Genomic DNA, 15,735 nt, shown 5'->3' on the forward strand with positions numbered 1-15,735 from the left:
GACCGGGTACCGGGCGATCAATCGAGAGCCTGGTACGCCGGTCGCCGCGCCGTTGCGTCGTTCATGGGTGACGTCCCCGGCCGCTCCGCCCCTCAGGCGAGGTGGGTGAGGCGGCCCGCGAGCAGCGTCGCGGCGACGGCGGTCGACCGCAGTGCCCCCGGCGTCTCGGCCGCGAGAGGATCGCGGTCGACGATGATGAGGTCGGCGACGTCGCCGGGTGCGATCGCCGACCCGGTCTGCGAGCCGCCGGCGGTCGACGCCGCGAGGGCTGCTGCCGCCGACACCCGCTGGTGCGGGCGCCAAGGCTCTCGATCATCGCGCGTTCGGAACACCGCATCCGACATCGTCGTCCAGGGATCGAGACGCGCGACGGGAGCATCCGAGCCGAAGAGCAGGTTCGCCCCCGCGTCGACCAGCTCGCACATGGGGTAGCCGATCGCGGTCTGCCCCGCCCAGAACTCGTCCGCCATGTCACGATCGTCGACCGCGTGCGACGGCTGAACACTCGCGCCGACGCCGAGGCGCGCAAACCGGGGGATGTCAGCGTGCGCGACGAGCTGAGCGTGCTCGATCGTGCCCGTGGCTCCGGTCATCGCGAACGCGTCCAGCGCGTGCGAGTTCGCGACGTCGCCGATCGCGTGGACCGCGCTGGCGATCCCCGCGCCCGTCGCGAGCCGCATCAGCTCGACGAGCTCACCCGGCGGCACGGTCATGACTCCGAAGTCGGTCGCGGCACCCGGGTAATGGTGCGAGCATGCCGCCGTCCTCGTTCCCAACGACCCGTCGGTGATCACCTTGAACGGCCCCATCCGCACGAGCCCGCGTGGATCGATGGCATCGCCGGTCTCGAGTCCCTCGGAGATCGCCCGTTCGAGCAGGCTGGCGTAGACCCCGAACGAGACGCGCACGGCATCGTATCCGCGGCTGAGCCGGCGAGCCCAGGCCTCGGCGTTCCATGCCATGTCGAGGTCGACGATGCCGACGATCCCCCGCGCCGCCGCGGCCGACATCGCCTCCATGACCGCGGTGTCCGCGAGCGACGGATCGCACGCGTTCAGTCGGCGTGAGATCTCGAAGGCGGGCTCCTCGCGCAGCACGCCGTCGGTCGTCGACATCCCCTCGCGCCGGAGAGCAGCACTGTTGAGCCAGACGCTGTGGACGTCGGCGTTGATGAGATAGGTCGGCTCGTCGCCGGTCATCGCGTCGAGCAGTTCGAGGGAAGGGCGATCCGGCCACAGGGCGTCACGGAAGCCCGAGCCGATACGGCGGCCGTCGTGGTCGGCGGCCGCTCTTCCCATGACAGCCGCCGCCTCGGCGGCGCTCGCGATGCCCTCGAGATCGACCCGCCGGGCCGCGAGCGCCCACTGCACAGTGTGGACATGGTGGTCCCAGAGGCCGGGGAGCAGCCGACCGCCGCCCCCGTCGATCACCGCGCCGCGCCGGGGCAGTGCTCCGGCGGGCGCGATGTCGGCGATGGTTCCGCCGGAGAGGTGCACGTCGACGGGGTCCGCCCCGAACGGATCGGTGCGGCCCGGCCCGGTCAAACGGACGTCGGCGATGACGGCGACGCCATCGCCACGTGCGGGACCGGTCACGACCGAACCTCGCGGGCCGCGCGCATCGTCGCGTGCGCGCGTCTCATCTCGTCCGCGAGGCGAGGATCGGCGTACGGGGTGGCACCCGCGTCAAGTTTGTCGATGATCGTGTCGACCACGGCATCCGGTCGGTTCTGGCTCAGCTTGCGCTTCGCCTCGACGCGCGTCGGAGACAGACGAAACCCCACCGTGCCACGTTCGAGACGGCGCACGAAGCCCTCGTCGTTCGGCGGAGCCCACAGTCCCCGGGGGTCTGCGAGCCCCGACTCGAACCGGTCGACCAGGCGCTCGAGCACGCGCAGGTTCTCGTCCGGCGTCAAGATCTCCGGCACTCCGGAGAGGTGTACCGACACGAAGTTCCATGTGGGAACCGCGGCCACGTCGCCGTACCACTGGGGGGACACGTAACCGTGCGGCCCCTGGAAGACGACGAGCAGTTCGCCCTGCCCGAGGCCGTGAAGCAGATCATCGGGACGTCCGACGTGCCCGACGATGGTGAGGTCGTCGCGTTCCTCATCGAGAAGCACCGCGTAGTGGGACGCGACCAGGCCGTCGGCTCCCGTGCTGACGATCGTGACCCAGGGATTCTCCGCGATGACGCGACGGATCTCGACGACGTCCGTCATCGCGAAGCTCGGGTTCTGCCTCATGCGTTCACCTCTGACAGTTCGGGCACCAATACAGCTTGCGCGATGCCATCTCCTCGAGAACGATCGCGGTGCCGCAGACACGGCAGGGCAGACCCGCACGGTGATAGACCCAGTGCCGATCGTCGCGGTGAGCCATGGCCCGGCGCCACGCCTCCGGGTCGAGATCGTCCATCGTCATCATCTGGCCCGTCTCGACACCGATCGCGAGCAGCCGGGCCCAGTCGCGCCACAGGTGCCTGACGGTCTCCTCAGGGACGTCACGACCCGGGGTGTGCGGGTTCAGGCGTGCACGGAAGAGCATCTCGGCACGGTAGACGTTCCCGATGCCGCTGACCACGCTCTGGTCCATGAGGAGCAGTCCGATGGGTGTCGGCTTGCGACGGACCGTCGCGGTGAACCGCTCCTCGCCGTCCTCGACATCGTCGACCAGAGGATCGGGGCCGAGCTTGGCGATCGTCGCCTGGACCTCCTCGGGCGTCTGCAGCTGGCAGGCGGTCGGCCCGCGCAGGTCCGCGCAGGTCTCTTCGGTGAGCAGACGCAACCGCACCTGTCCGACGACCGGAGGCGGCCAGTCGTCGTCTCCGGTCGCGCCCTCACCGCCGAGCCCCGTGGTCTGCTCGCTCATGCGCACCCGGCCTCGGGCCAGGCGGGGCGCGCCGATCGAGCTGAGCGAGTTCTCTCCGGCGCTGTCGTAAACCGGCGCGAGCACGGTGCCGCGCTGGTTGGTGTGTCCCATGCGACCGTTGGCCGACGCGATGGTCGGATCGACGACGATCTGGCCGGCGAAGTCCCACGCGCCGTACATCCCGAGGTGCACACGCAGCCAGACGTCGTCCTCGAAGGCGAGGAACATCTGTTTTCCCACCGCGCGCGCCTCGAGCGCCTCGCGGCCATCGAGCACTGCGGCACCCTCGACGAACCGCCCCTGCGGGCTCGAAGCAGCCACGACGTGCCCCACGATGTTGCGCTCGAACTGGCGGGCGATCCGGTGGACGGAGTGGCCCTCGGGCATCAGCCTGCTTCCGGATCGAACGAGTCGGAGGCGGGAAGCGGCGACGTGGCGCCGTCCGCGCCCGCCCGCGGATCGGGGAGCAGGCTGCCGTCGGCCTCGTAAGCGGCGAGCTGCGCGATGCGGCGTGCATGGCGCTCCTCTCCGCTGAACGGTGTGGCGATGAAACGGTCGATGAAGGTCACCGCTTCGTCGAACGTGTGCTGGCGGGCGCCGATGGCGATCACGTTGGCGTCGTTGTGCTCGCGCGCGAGCTCGGCGGTCGGGATGTTCCACACGAGTGCTGCGCGCACCCCGTGCACCTTGTTCGCCGCCATCTGCTCGCCGTTGCCCGACCCGCCGAAGACCACTCCGAGGGCCTCGACCCCGGCCTGCTGGTCCCGCACCACGGCTTTCGCCGCTCGGATGCAGAACGCCGGGTAGTCGTCGAGCGGGTCGTACTCGATCGGGCCGTGGTCGACGACGTCGTGACCGGCCTCGGCGAGATGGTGCTGGAGCTGAGTGGAGAACTCGAGACCGGCGTGGTCGGTCGCGATATGGATGCGCATGGCACCATCCTATGAATGTGCGAGCCCCGAAAGCGTAGGCTGGCACGGTTGCCGTCGGCGCCAGCAGCGCGCGGCCCTGAATCCTCACCCCGACCCTGGGAGCAGAACGCACGTGCCTGGAGAGAACCTCACCCGCATCGAGGCGCAGGAGCGCCGCGCGATCGTCGACACGCAGAGCTACGACATCGCCCTCGATCTGACCGTCGGCGCGGAGACCTTCCGGTCGCGCACCGTCATCCGCTTCGCCGCCACCGAAGGCGCGTCCACCTTCGTGGATCTCATCGCGCGCGAGGTCCGGGAGATCACCCTCAACGGTCGCGCGGTCGACCTCGCGTCCTTCCGCGACTCGCGCATCGCGCTCGACGACCTCGCCGCACAGAACGAGCTCATCGTCGACGCGGACTGCCTCTACACCAACACCGGTGAGGGCCTGCACCGCTTCGTCGACCCCGTCGACGGCGAGGTGTACCTGTACTCGCAGTTCGAGGTCCCCGACTCGCGTCGCGTGTTCGCCGTGTTCGAGCAGCCCGACCTGAAGGCGGAGTTCCGCTTCACGATCACCGCTCCCGCGGAATGGAAGGTCGTCTCCAACTCCCCCACGCCCGAGCCGGTGCCCGGCGACGGCGGAACGGCGACCTGGGCGTTCGAGCCCACCCCCCGTATCTCGTCGTACATCACGGCGCTCGTCGCAGGTCCGTACGAGCAGGTCTTCTCCGAACTGACCAGCGCAGACGGACGGGTGATCCCGCTCGGCGTCTATGCGCGCAAGAGCCTGTGGCAGTACCTCGACGCCGACTACGTGTTCGAGAAGACCCGTCAGGGCTTCGCCTACTTCGAGGAGAAGTTCGGCGTCCCCTACCCGTTCGCGAAGTACGACCAGCTCTTCGTGCCCGAGTTCAACGCCGGAGCCATGGAGAACGCCGGCGCCGTCACGTTCACTGAGACGTACGTCTTCCGCTCCAAGGTCACCGACGCCGTCAAGGAACGTCGCGTCGTGACGATCCTGCACGAGCTCGCGCACATGTGGTTCGGCGACCTGGTCACCATGAAGTGGTGGAACGACCTGTGGCTCAACGAGTCGTTCGCGGAGTGGGCGTCCACCATCGCCACGGCCGAGGCCACCGAATGGACCGAGGCCTGGACGACCTTCAATGCGATGGAGAAGACCTGGGCCTATCGTCAGGACCAGCTTCCCTCGACGCATCCCGTCGTCGCCCGCATCAACGACCTCGAGGACGTTCAGGTCAACTTCGACGGCATCACGTATGCCAAGGGTGGATCCGTCCTCAAGCAGCTGGCGGCCTGGGTAGGCGTGGAAGCGTTCTTCTCCGGGGTGTCGGCATACTTCCAGAAGCACGCGTGGGGAAACACCGAGCTGTCGGACCTTCTCGTCGAACTCGAGGCCACGAGCGGCCGCGAGCTCGAGTCCTGGTCGAAGAAGTGGCTCGAGACGGCGGGCGTGAACACGCTCGAGCCCGAGATCGCCACGGATTCCGACGGCATCATCACCCGCTTCGCCATCGTCCAGACGGCACCCGCGGACTATCCCACGATCCGTCCGCACCGCCTCGGGGTCGGGTTCTACTCGCTCACGGACGGCGCCCTCGTCCGCACCCACCACGTCGAGCTCGATGTCGACGGCGACCTGACCGAAGTCCCCGAGCTCCAGGGCCGCGCGCAGCCCGACCTGGTCCTGTTGAACGACGAAGACCTCGCCTACGCCAAGATCCGTCTCGACGAGCGCTCGCTCCGCACGGCCGTCGAGCACCTCGCGAAGATCAGCGACCCACTCGCGCGGTCGCTGGTGTGGGGCGCCGCGTGGGATCAGACCCGTGATGCGGAGGCCTCGGCAACCGACTACATCGACCTCGTGCTGCGCAACATCGGTACCGAGACCGAGTCCACCACCGTGCGGACCACCCTCGGCCAGCTGCAGCTCGCGGCGAACTCGTACGTCGACCCGCAGAACCGGGATGCCGCCCGGGCCCGAGTCGCCGACGGGCTGTGGGCCCTCGCGCAGCAGGCCGAGGCCGGAAGTGACAGCCAGCTCCAGTTCGTGACCGCATTCGCGTCATCGGCGTCGACCCCCGGCCACGCCGATGTCGTCCGCGCGCTGCGATCGGGCGACACCGTCCTCCCGGGACTGGAGATCGACGCCGACCTGTCGTGGGCGCTCCTCGTCTCGCTCGCGGCGTCGGGCGCCGTCTCGGCCGCCGACATCGATGCCGCGCTCGCCGCCGACAACACCGCCAAGGGCGGAGAGTTCGCCGCGCAGGCTCGGGCAGCTCTCCCCTCAGTCGAGGCGAAGAAGGCGGCGTGGGCGTCGCTCATCGAGAACGACGATCTGCCCAACACCGTGGTCCGCTCCGCCGCCGCCGGATTCACCCACCCGGCGGGTGTGGCCCATCTCGCAGGGTTCGTCGACGAGTACTTCGCGATGCTGTCGCCCGTCTGGGAGTCGCGCACCTACCAGATCGCGCAGTATCTGATCGTGGGCCTGTACCCCGCGGCGCTCGCCAACACCGAGCTGCGCGACGCGACCCGCGCCTGGCTCTCGCAGAACCCCGAGGCTCCCGCCGCTCTGCGTCGACTCGTGGCCGAGAACCTCGCCGGCGTCGAGCGCGCGCTCGCCGTGCAGGAGCGCGACGCGCAGGGCTGAGGTCATCCGCAATGCCGATGGGCGTCGTACTCCGGTACGACGCCCATCGGCATGTGACGGCACTGGCGACGGACGACAGGCCGCGACGGCCCTCGATAGCGTGGGGCGCATGATCGTTGCAGATGGCCTCACGAAGAGGTACGGAGACAAGACCGCCGTCGATGGGGTGAGCTTCACCGTGCAGTCCGGCAAGGTGACCGGCTTCCTCGGCCCGAACGGTGCCGGCAAGTCCACCACGATGCGGATGATCGTCGGGCTCGACCGGCCGACGTCAGGCCGGGTCACGATCGACGGCCGCGACTACCGCTCGCTGCGCTCCCCGCTCACAGAGGTCGGCATCCTGCTCGACGCCAAGGCCGTGCACACCGGCCGAAGCGCGCGCAACCACCTGCGCGCCATGGCCGCGACTCACGGCATTCCCCGCTCGCGCGTGGACGAGGTGATCGAGATCACCGGCCTCGGTTCGGTGGCGGGCAAGCGCGCCGGCAAGTTCTCCCTGGGTATGGGCCAGCGTCTGGGCATCGCCGCGGCGCTGCTCGGAGATCCGCAGACGCTGATCCTCGACGAGCCCGTCAACGGCCTCGATCCCGAGGGCGTGCGCTGGGTGCGCCAGTTCGTCCGCGGGCAGGCAGCTCAGGGGCGCACCGTCCTGCTGTCGAGCCACCTGATGAGCGAGATGGCGCTCACCGCCGATCACGTCATCGTGCTCGGACGCGGACGTGTCCTGGCCGACGCCGGCATCGACGAGCTCGTCCGCTCGTGGACGAGCAACACCGTCGTCGTTCGGACGCCCCGCGCCGACGAGCTCACCCGGCTCATCGCGGGCCCCGATGTCGCCGTCACGACGGGTGAGCCCGGTCTGCTGCAGGTCGCAGGACTCAGCGCCGCTGCGATCGGCGACGCCGCCGCAGCGCACGGCATCCCGCTTCATGAGCTGACACCGCGCGCCGGCTCGCTCGAAGACGCCTATCTCGCTCTGACCGAGGGATCGGTCGAATACCAGACCAAGGGAGCCATGCGATGACCACCACCGCTGTGCACACCGCGGCGCCCGCGCGCCCCACGCAGCCCGACGCTCGTCTGTCCTTCGGACGCCTCGTCCGCAGCGAGGCCATCAAGCTGCTGACGCTGCGCTCCACCTGGTGGTCGCTGGCCGTCACCGCGGTCCTGGCGATCGGGATCTCGCTCCTCATGGCATGGGCCTCCCAGGAGTTCAGCGGCGACTTCAATCCGGTGGGTGCGATCGTCGCACCGATGCAGTTCACGATGCTCGTCGCCGGCATACTCGGCGCCATGGCCATCACCGGCGAGTACTCCACCGGAATGATCCGCTCGACACTGACCGCTGAACCGCGCCGCGGGGCCGTGCTCGTCGCGAAGGGCGTCGTCGTCGCCCTCCTGCTCGCCGCGACGACGGTCGTCACGACGATCGTGTCGGTCATCGCCTCCGCGCCGATCTTCGGCGACCGTGCGATCGACTGGTCGGATGCCGAGACATCCGTGGTCCCCCTCGTCCTGGGCGTCCTCGCGATGGCGACCTTCGCGCTCCTGGGTCTCGGCTGGGGATTCATCATCCGCAGCGGTGCGGGAGCGATCGCCGCCACGGTGGGCATCCTCTTCGTCCTGCCCATCGTGCTGAGCATGTTCTCCTTCGCGGGCGAGTCCTGGGCGTGGATCGTCGATCTCACCCAGTACCTGCCCTCGAGCGCGGCCCAGACCGTCACGACACCCGGCAGCGATGAGTTCGTGACGGGCCTCATCACCCTCCTCGCCTGGCCGGCTGCGACGCTGCTCGGCGGGTGGGCGATTCTCCGCTCGACCGACGCGTAGGGTACGAGGAGTGTCTCCCGGAAGCCGCAGCCCGTCATCGCATGATGACGAGCTGCGGCTTCCGCGTCCCCCGGGGGTGCTGCGGCAGTTCTGGGCACGGCATCCCGTCTTCGCCGACATCCTCACCGCGCTGATCTGCCTCGCGTTCTCGCTCGTCCCCGCGACGAGTTACGAGGATCGCATCGACGAAGCGGTCGGTCTCGGCCAGCGGTGGCCCGCGACCGGACCGTTCGTCATGGTGATCATCGTGCTGGGCTGCGCGTCACTCCTGGTGCGCAGACGCTACCCGACGGTCGTGTTCGTGGGAGCGGTCATCGTCTCGTTGGCCTACCTCCTCGCGCCTCTGCCGACGGGCGGCCCGATGCTCGGGATCGCGGCCTATACCCTCGCCGTCCACCGGAGCGTCCGTGCCTGCCTCATCGGTGTCGGTGCGGCCCTCGGCGTGATGGCCTCGGTGGTCGCGGTACTCGCGTTCACCGGGGGCATCAGCCCCGCGATCGCCTGGAACTCCCTGGTCAGCGAGGCGCTCGCTGCGCTGATCGGCTCGCTCATCGGCGCCAACGTCGGCAACCGTCACCGCTACGTCGCGGCGCTGATCGACCGGTCGCGCCAGCTCGTCGTCGAGCGCGACCAGCAGACCCGGCTCGCCGCGGCCGCCGAGCGCGATCGCATCGCGCGCGAACTCCACGACATCGTCGCCCACTCGCTCACCGTGATGGTCGCCCTCGCCGAGGGGGTCGCTGCGTCCAACGACATCGATCGGGCTCGTCCCGGCGCCACCGCGATCGCGTCCACGGGCCGTGAAGCGCTGCGTGACATGCGTGCCACGCTCGGCATCCTGCGGGAGGACGACATCGCGCCGCTCGCTCCCCTGGCCCGCGACACGACCGTCGCGACGGTCGATTCCGCGCGTGCCGCCGGCTTCGACGCGACGCTGACCGTCTCGGGCGACAGGCCGCAGCTCAGCAGCGCGGTGCAGCTGGCCATCTCGCGGATCGTCCAGGAAGGCGTCACCAACGCCATGCGCCACGCGCGCCATGCGGAACGCATCGACGTGCGAGTCGCGTACCGTCCGGACGCTGTAGAGGTCGACATCGTCGACGACGGCGAGCCGGTGGTACCCACACTGTCGCCGTCGGGATACGGGCTGCGCGGACTCCGCGAGCGCGTCATCCTTGCGGGTGGGTCTGTGACCGCGGGGGCGGGTCCCGGCCGAGGATGGCGCGTGCACGCCCGCATCCCGCTCGAACAGGAGAACCATGACCGTTGACCAGGCCTCCCCCATCCGCGTGCTGATCGTCGACGACCAACAGCTCATCCGCCTGGGGTTCCGCATGGTGCTCGACGCTGCCGAGGGCATCGAGGTCGTCGGCGAGGCGGATGACGGCGCGGCGGCGCTCCGCTCCGTCGCCTCGTCGTCTCCCGATGTCGTGCTCATGGACGTGCGTATGCCCGGCGTCGACGGCATCGAGGCCACCGCACGCATCCGAGCGGAGTATCCGGGCGTCGCGGTGCTGGTGCTGACGACCTTCGACCTCGACGAGTACGCGTTCGGCGCGCTCCGCGCCGGCGCCGGAGGCTTCCTGCTGAAGGATGCGCGACGGGACGAGCTCGTCGCCGCGGTGCGTGCGGTCGCCGCGGGCGAAGCGACCCTGGCTCCGCGGATCACGCGGCGGATGATCGAGCTGGTCACCGCGACAGGACTCCCGGCGCCCCAGCCGGTCGCCCCGAGCTCGCTCACCGCCCGCGAGGCGGACGTCCTGGCCGCGATGGCGCGAGGGCTGACGAATCTCGAGATCGCGGCCGAGCTGTTCCTCAGCGAGTCGACGGTGAAGACCCATGTCGGTCGTATCCTGACCAAGCTCCCCGCACGAGACCGCGTGCACGCCGTGCTCATCGCCCATGGGCTCGCCGATCCCGGCGTCGACTCCTGACCATGCTCTCGGGAGAGTCGAGGGACGCATCGTTAGGATCGGAGCGATGACCACCGTGACCACTCCGCTGCCCATGGCCTGGGAGTTCCCCGCTGAGGATTTCTGGAAGTTCCTGTCCGAAGCGGGCTGGAACATCGTCGCCGTCGCCGGAATCGTGCTGGGCGCGTTCGCGCTGTCGTGGGTGATGCGCCGACTCATCGGGCGCATCGTCGACCGCATCGTACGCGGCGCGAAGACGCGCGCCGAGGCCGAAGACACGCGCGCGATCGACATGTCGCCGCTGGCTCAGGTGCGCATCGTGCAGCGCACGCGGACGCTCGGCTCGATCCTGACCAACATCGTCAACGTCACCATCGTCATCGTCGCGCTGCTCATGGTCGTCGGGGTCCTCAGCCCCGGCATTCTCGGTTCGTTCACGCTGTTGTCGGCTGCCATCGGCGCGGGCCTGGGTTTCGGCGCCCAGAACATCGTCAAAGACGTGCTGAACGGCATGTTCATCGTCGCCGAGGACCAGATCGGCATCGGCGATGTCGTCGACCTCGGACTCGCGACCGGCATCGTCGAGTACGTCAGCGTGCGTGTCACGCATGTTCGCGACGTCAACGGCACGCTGTGGTTCGTTCGTAACGGCGAAATCACCCGCATCGGCAACATGTCGCAGGGCTGGTCGCGGGTGATCATCGATCTCGCGGTGCCTGCCGACACTGATGTCGAGGTCGTCGAGAAGACGGTGATCGACGCGGCGAAGGACCTCGCACGCGAGCCGAAGTGGCGGAGCCGGATCATCGAGAAGCCCGAGCTCTGGGGGCTGGAGTCAATCACCGGCGACGCTCTTGTGATCCGCGTGGTCGTGAAGACGCGTCCCAACGCGAAGGACGACGTCGCGCGAGCGTTGCGCGTACGGCTGAAGCACGCGGTGGATGAGCTCGGGGTCAAGCTGCCGCAGCTCAACTCCACCGTCCTCACCGGCTTCGAGGGTGCCCAGAGCATCCGGGGGGCGAATCCGCCGCGGACCAAGCCCCACCCCGTGACCCCGCCGCCGGTGAAGGGGCGCCCGCAGTGGCGGCCGAAGCGCAACAAGGGCGGCGGCGCGGGATCGGATGCCGCTGCCTCGCCCGAGTCGCACCCCGGCGACGGCGATTCATCCGATCAGCAGAAGGGCAACCCGTGAGCGACCAGGTCAGCTTCTACGACGAGGTCGGCGGACACGGCACGTTCGTGCGCCTCGTCGATGTCTTCTATCGGGAGGTGGCCGCCGACGACGTCTTGCGGCCGATGTACCCCGAGGCAGACCTTGCTCCCGCGGCCCACCGGCTGACGACTTTCCTCGAGCAGTACTGGGGCGGTCCGAGCACCTACGGCGAGGAGCGCGGTCACCCCCGGCTGCGTATGCGTCATCGCCCGTTCCACGTCGATCCCGACGCGCGAGACCGGTGGCTGCGCCACATGCGAACGGCGCTCGACGAGCTCGCGCTACCGCCGTTGCACGAGGCGACGCTCTGGGACTACCTCGAACGCGCAGCGTATGCGATGGTCAACACGTTCGAGCCTGCCGGGATCGCTTCGCAGCGCCCGGACGGCCGGGCGACGATCGATCTGAATCCCGCACCCGCCGACGACACGTCGACGCCCAGCTGACTCACCGTCCGGGGCCGGTCGCCCGCACGGGGGTCAGCCCCATCGCGACGGGGCCGCGGGTGAGCACGTGCCCGCGCGCGAAGGACACGCGCGTCCAGACGTCGGTGCGACGGATCGTCGGCTTCTCGGCGCCCGCGATGAACCCCAGTCCGACAGCCGCGAAGGCCACACCCAGGGGCAGACCCGCCAGATCGCCGTCCGGCGCACCCCACACCGACGAGCGGACGAGGTGGACGACGTCGTCACCGGCCCCCGTGGGCAGCTGACGCGCGACGGCGGCGATACCCCACTGAGCGCGGAGCGAAACGCGGGCGGAGTCGAGCGTCCCGTCTTCCCGCCAACCGGTGCGCGGCGGCGAAACACCGGACCACGCGGCCGTGACCGCGCTGTCCGGGAGCCGGACGGCGCGATCGTCGTCGGCGTCGGGGGCGAGGGCAGCGGCGTCGACCGTGAGGTCGCACTCGAGCTCGGGATCGACCCGCGCCGTCCGCAGAGCGAGGACGAACGGGGTGGGGTCGGTGAGCGAACGCGGAGACAGCGGAGCACACGAGAGCGCGAGGACGCCGGCGCCGGCCTGCAGCCTGACGACGCCGTCGCCGTGCCGGGCGGCGCGGCCGGCGAACGTCAGGACGTCGCGCGCGACCTCGGAATGCGGGAAGAAGAGGCGCTCGGACATCCGTCCTAGACTACCGAGCGATGTCCGCACACAGCTCAGCTCCCGCACCCGACCACTCCGCCGAAGAGACGGATTCCGTCGCCGCCATGCTCAGCGTGCTCGACCTCTCGTCGAGCGAGGCGCGGACGACAGAGGACATCTTCACCGGCAGATCGCAGGTCATGCCCCAGGGACGCGTCTTCGGAGGGCAGGTGCTCGCCCAGGCGACGATGGCTGCGATGCGCACCGTGCCGGACGAACGTGTGCCCCATTCGATGCACGGGTACTTCCTGCGCCCGGGCGACTCGGCGCGCAACATCACCTTCTCCGTGGACCGCATCCACGACGGGCGCTCGTTCTCGACACGGCGAACGCAGGCGTTCCAGAACGGGATGCCGATCTTCTCGATGATCGCGTCGTTCGAGGACGAGGACCCCGGCGTCGAGCACGCGGAACCGATGCCCGACGGAATGCCGCAGCCCGAAGACCTCCCCGCACTCGAAGAGCAGTTGAGCGGCATGCACCCGCTGAGCCGGCGGATCTTCTCTGCGAGCCCCATCGAGCTGCGCCACGTCACCGCTCCGATCTACCTGGACCCGGACCCCACGAAGACGCCCCGGCAGGCGGTCTGGGCCCGCACCCGCTCAGCCCTGCCCGACGATCCCACCGTGCACCGCGCGGCGCTCGCGTTCCTCAGCGACCTCACCATCCAGGAGCCGGTGCTGCGCGCACACGGGCTCGCGTGGGCGACGCCGGGCCTGAAGGTCGCGAGCCTCGACCACGCGATGTGGTGGCACCGCTCGGCGCGCGTGGACGACTGGCTCCTCTACGTCCAGGAGTCGCCCAGCGCGCGTGGCGGGCGAGGCCTGTCGACGGGACGCATCTACGACCGCGCGGGAACACTCATCGCGAGCGTCGCGCAGGAGATCATGGTGCGGGTCCCCGGCACGGAGATCTCGGGGACGATCAGCGACGGTGAGCGTAGGTGATGGGCTCTCCGACGATAGGGGCCCACGCCGTTCGCATCTGATCGGTCAGGCGTACGGGCCGGCCGGTCTCGGTCGACACCATCACCACCACCGCGGTGGACCGGGCGTAGCACGTCTGCACCTCATCGTCACGGGGACTGTAGACCTCGTAGCAGACGTCGATGCTCGACCCCCCGATGCGACCGATCCAGAGTTGGACGTCGAGTGGGCGCTGACCGTAGGGAACGGGCGCGAGGTACTCGATCTCCTGCCGCGCGATCAGCGTCATGGTCTCAGCTGACAGGCTCAGGGCATCGAGGATCGCGGTCGATGGCCCCGAGAGACCGACTTCCGGCTTCCAGAACGCACGCAGGCGCGCCTCTTCGAGGAGCTTGAGCATCGAGGTGTTGTTGACGTGTCCGAGCGCGTCGAGGTCTCCCCAGCGCAGATGGATCGGGATACGGACGCGCGTGGCCCCGGCGGTCGTCACCACCGAGGCCACCGAGTGCGACTCGTGATCAGTCACGCGTGAGCTTGCGGTAGGTCGACTTCGCGGGGTTCGCCGCATCCGCACCGAGCCGCTCGATCTTGTTCGCCTCGTACGCCTCGAAGTTGCCCTCGAACCAGTACCACTGCGCCGGGTTCTCCTCGGTGCCCTCGTACGCGAGGATGTGCGTCGCGATGCGGTCGAGGAACCACCGGTCGTGGGTGATGACGACGGCACAGCCGGGGAACTCGAGAAGGGCGTTCTCGAGCGAGCTGAGCGTTTCGACATCGAGGTCGTTGGTCGGCTCGTCGAGGAGCAGCAGGTTTCCGCCCTCCTTCAGGGTCAGCGCGAGGTTCAGACGGTTGCGCTCACCACCGGAGAGCACCCCCGCCTTCTTCTGCTGGTCGGGTCCCTTGAAACCGAACTTCGACACGTACGCGCGCGAGGGGATCTCGGTCTTGCCCACCGTGATGATGTCCAACCCGTCCGAGACGACCTCCCACAGCGTCTTCTCGGGGTCGATGTTGCCGCGCGACTGGTCGACGTAGCTGATCTTGACGGTCTCGCCGATCTTCAGCTCACCACCGTCCAGCGGCTCCAGGCCCACGATCGTCTTGAAGAGCGTGGTCTTTCCGACACCGTTGGGTCCGATGACACCGACGATCCCGTTCGGCGGAAGGTTGAAGCTGAGTCCGTCGATGAGCACGCGGTCACCGAACGCCTTGTGCAGCTTCTTCGCGTCGATCACGACGCTGCCCAGGCGCGGGCCGGCGGGGATCTGGATCTCCTCGAAGTCGAGTTTGCGCGTGCGCTCGGCCTCGGCGGCCATCTCCTCGTAGCGAGCCAGTCGCGCCTTCGACTTGGTCTGACGGCCCTTCGCCGAGCTGCGGACCCACTCGAGCTCTTCCTTCAGACGTTTCGCGAGCTTGGCGTCCTTCTTACCCTGGACGTCGAGGCGCTCGGCCTTCTTCTGGAGGTAGGTCGAGTAATTGCCCTCGTAGCTGAGGAGCCGGCCGCGGTCGACCTCGGCGATCCACTCCGCGACGTTGTCGAGGAAGTACCGGTCGTGCGTGATGGCGATGACGGCGCCCTTGTAGGCCTGCAGGTGCTGCTCGAGCCAGAGCACGCTCTCGGCGTCGAGGTGGTTGGTCGGCTCGTCGAGCAGAAGCAGGTCGGGCTTCTGGAGGAGCAGTCGCGCGAGTGCGACGCGGCGGCGTTCTCCACCCGAGAGCGGAGCCACCGATGCGTCGGCCGGCGGAGTGCGCAGCGCTTCCATCGCCTGGTTCAGTTGCGAATCGAGGTCCCAGCCGTCGGCGGCGTCGATCTCCTCCTGCAGGGTGCCCATCTCGGCGAGCAGCGCGTCGAAGTCGGCGTCGGGGTCGGCCATGAGCGCGGAGATCTCATTGAACCGGTCGAGCTTGGCCTTGATGGCGACGCCCGACTCGATGTTCTCGAGCACGGTCTTTGTGTCGTCGAGCTCGGGCTCCTGCATGAGGATGCCCACGGTGAAGCCGGGCGTGAGCTTCGCCTCGCCGTTCGACGGCTGGTCGAGACCCGCCATGATCTTCAGGATCGTGGACTTACCGGCGCCGTTCGGGCCGACCATACCGATCTTTGCGCCGGGGAGGAATGCCATCGTGACGTCGTCGAGGATGAGCTTCTCGCCGACCGCCTTGCGGGCGCGGACCATGGAGTAGATGTATTCGGCCATAACGTCTCGAGTCTAGTCGGCGGGGCCGTCGGGTTCCGCCGCGCGGGCCCC

The 15,735-nt window shown here is 69.1% G+C and carries 15 protein-coding genes; 8 read left to right on the forward strand and 7 right to left on the reverse strand.

What is annotated here, in order from left to right; genetic code table 11:
* Positions 1 to 92: 92 nt before the first annotated feature.
* The 4 genes from ACU6RU_RS05955 to ACU6RU_RS05970 are packed head-to-tail and all read right to left on the reverse strand — an operon-like array spanning position 93 to position 3,802.
* Entirely contained in the window at positions 93 to 1,595 is a 1,503-nt protein-coding gene (locus ACU6RU_RS05955; RefSeq protein ID WP_289331449.1) for an amidohydrolase, read from the reverse strand.
* Positions 1,592 to 2,245, reverse strand: a complete 654-nt coding sequence (locus ACU6RU_RS05960; protein WP_120262645.1) for an FMN-binding negative transcriptional regulator — start codon at positions 2,243 to 2,245, stop codon at positions 1,592 to 1,594. The genes ACU6RU_RS05955 and ACU6RU_RS05960 overlap by 4 nt, the downstream gene beginning before the upstream one ends.
* 4 nt (positions 2,246 to 2,249) lie before the next feature.
* Entirely contained in the window at positions 2,250 to 3,257 is a 1,008-nt protein-coding gene (locus ACU6RU_RS05965; protein ID WP_120262646.1) for an Fpg/Nei family DNA glycosylase, read from the reverse strand.
* Complete coding sequence (locus ACU6RU_RS05970; protein WP_289331448.1) at positions 3,257 to 3,802, reverse strand: ribose-5-phosphate isomerase; 546 nt, start codon at positions 3,800 to 3,802, stop codon at positions 3,257 to 3,259. Before ACU6RU_RS05970 ends, ACU6RU_RS05965 begins: the two co-directional genes overlap by 1 nt.
* 112 nt (positions 3,803 to 3,914) lie before the next feature.
* Here ACU6RU_RS05970 and pepN point away from each other — a divergent pair, with 112 nt between their 5' ends.
* The 7 genes from pepN to ACU6RU_RS06005 all read left to right on the forward strand — a co-directional run bounded on the left by pepN (position 3,915) and on the right by ACU6RU_RS06005 (position 11,863).
* Positions 3,915 to 6,461: an aminopeptidase N gene (pepN, locus tag ACU6RU_RS05975; RefSeq protein ID WP_120262648.1), complete on the forward strand. Its 2,547-nt coding sequence runs from the start codon at positions 3,915 to 3,917 to the stop codon at positions 6,459 to 6,461.
* Positions 6,462 to 6,570: 109 nt separating this feature from the next.
* On the forward strand, positions 6,571 to 7,485 hold the full coding sequence (locus ACU6RU_RS05980; RefSeq protein ID WP_446726116.1) for an ABC transporter ATP-binding protein: 915 nt from the start codon (positions 6,571 to 6,573) through the stop codon (positions 7,483 to 7,485).
* Entirely contained in the window at positions 7,482 to 8,291 is an 810-nt protein-coding gene (locus ACU6RU_RS05985; protein ID WP_446726117.1) for an ABC transporter permease subunit, read from the forward strand. The genes ACU6RU_RS05980 and ACU6RU_RS05985 overlap by 4 nt, the downstream gene beginning before the upstream one ends.
* A gap of 10 nt (positions 8,292 to 8,301) precedes the next feature.
* Positions 8,302 to 9,561 (forward strand): sensor histidine kinase, encoded by a 1,260-nt coding sequence (locus ACU6RU_RS05990; RefSeq protein ID WP_259455170.1) that lies wholly within the window; start codon positions 8,302 to 8,304, stop codon positions 9,559 to 9,561.
* Positions 9,551 to 10,225, forward strand: coding sequence for a response regulator transcription factor (locus ACU6RU_RS05995; protein ID WP_183045262.1), 675 nt, complete (start codon positions 9,551 to 9,553; stop codon positions 10,223 to 10,225). The genes ACU6RU_RS05990 and ACU6RU_RS05995 overlap by 11 nt, the downstream gene beginning before the upstream one ends.
* A gap of 46 nt (positions 10,226 to 10,271) precedes the next feature.
* On the forward strand, positions 10,272 to 11,396 hold the full coding sequence (locus ACU6RU_RS06000; RefSeq protein WP_434543661.1) for a mechanosensitive ion channel family protein: 1,125 nt from the start codon (positions 10,272 to 10,274) through the stop codon (positions 11,394 to 11,396).
* Positions 11,393 to 11,863: a globin gene (locus tag ACU6RU_RS06005; RefSeq protein WP_289331445.1), complete on the forward strand. Its 471-nt coding sequence runs from the start codon at positions 11,393 to 11,395 to the stop codon at positions 11,861 to 11,863. The genes ACU6RU_RS06000 and ACU6RU_RS06005 overlap by 4 nt, the downstream gene beginning before the upstream one ends.
* Position 11,864: 1 nt before the next feature.
* Here ACU6RU_RS06005 and ACU6RU_RS06010 read toward each other — a convergent pair whose 3' ends face one another.
* Positions 11,865 to 12,539 carry a hypothetical protein gene (locus ACU6RU_RS06010; protein WP_120262653.1) on the reverse strand — a complete coding sequence of 225 codons (675 nt, stop codon included), beginning with the start codon at positions 12,537 to 12,539 and terminating at the stop codon, positions 11,865 to 11,867.
* A gap of 20 nt (positions 12,540 to 12,559) precedes the next feature.
* Here ACU6RU_RS06010 and ACU6RU_RS06015 point away from each other — a divergent pair, with 20 nt between their 5' ends.
* Positions 12,560 to 13,507: an acyl-CoA thioesterase gene (locus ACU6RU_RS06015; RefSeq protein WP_446726118.1), complete on the forward strand. Its 948-nt coding sequence runs from the start codon at positions 12,560 to 12,562 to the stop codon at positions 13,505 to 13,507.
* Here the strand turns inward: ACU6RU_RS06015 and ACU6RU_RS06020 are convergent.
* Positions 13,485 to 14,012: an acyl-CoA thioesterase gene (locus ACU6RU_RS06020; RefSeq protein ID WP_289331443.1), complete on the reverse strand. Its 528-nt coding sequence runs from the start codon at positions 14,010 to 14,012 to the stop codon at positions 13,485 to 13,487. The genes ACU6RU_RS06015 and ACU6RU_RS06020 overlap by 23 nt on opposite strands.
* Complete coding sequence (gene ettA / locus ACU6RU_RS06025; protein WP_120262655.1) at positions 14,005 to 15,684, reverse strand: energy-dependent translational throttle protein EttA; 1,680 nt, start codon at positions 15,682 to 15,684, stop codon at positions 14,005 to 14,007. The genes ACU6RU_RS06020 and ettA overlap by 8 nt, the downstream gene beginning before the upstream one ends.
* Positions 15,685 to 15,735: the final 51 nt, after the last annotated feature.

The organism is Microbacterium sp. F1-18 (genome assembly GCF_052921305.1).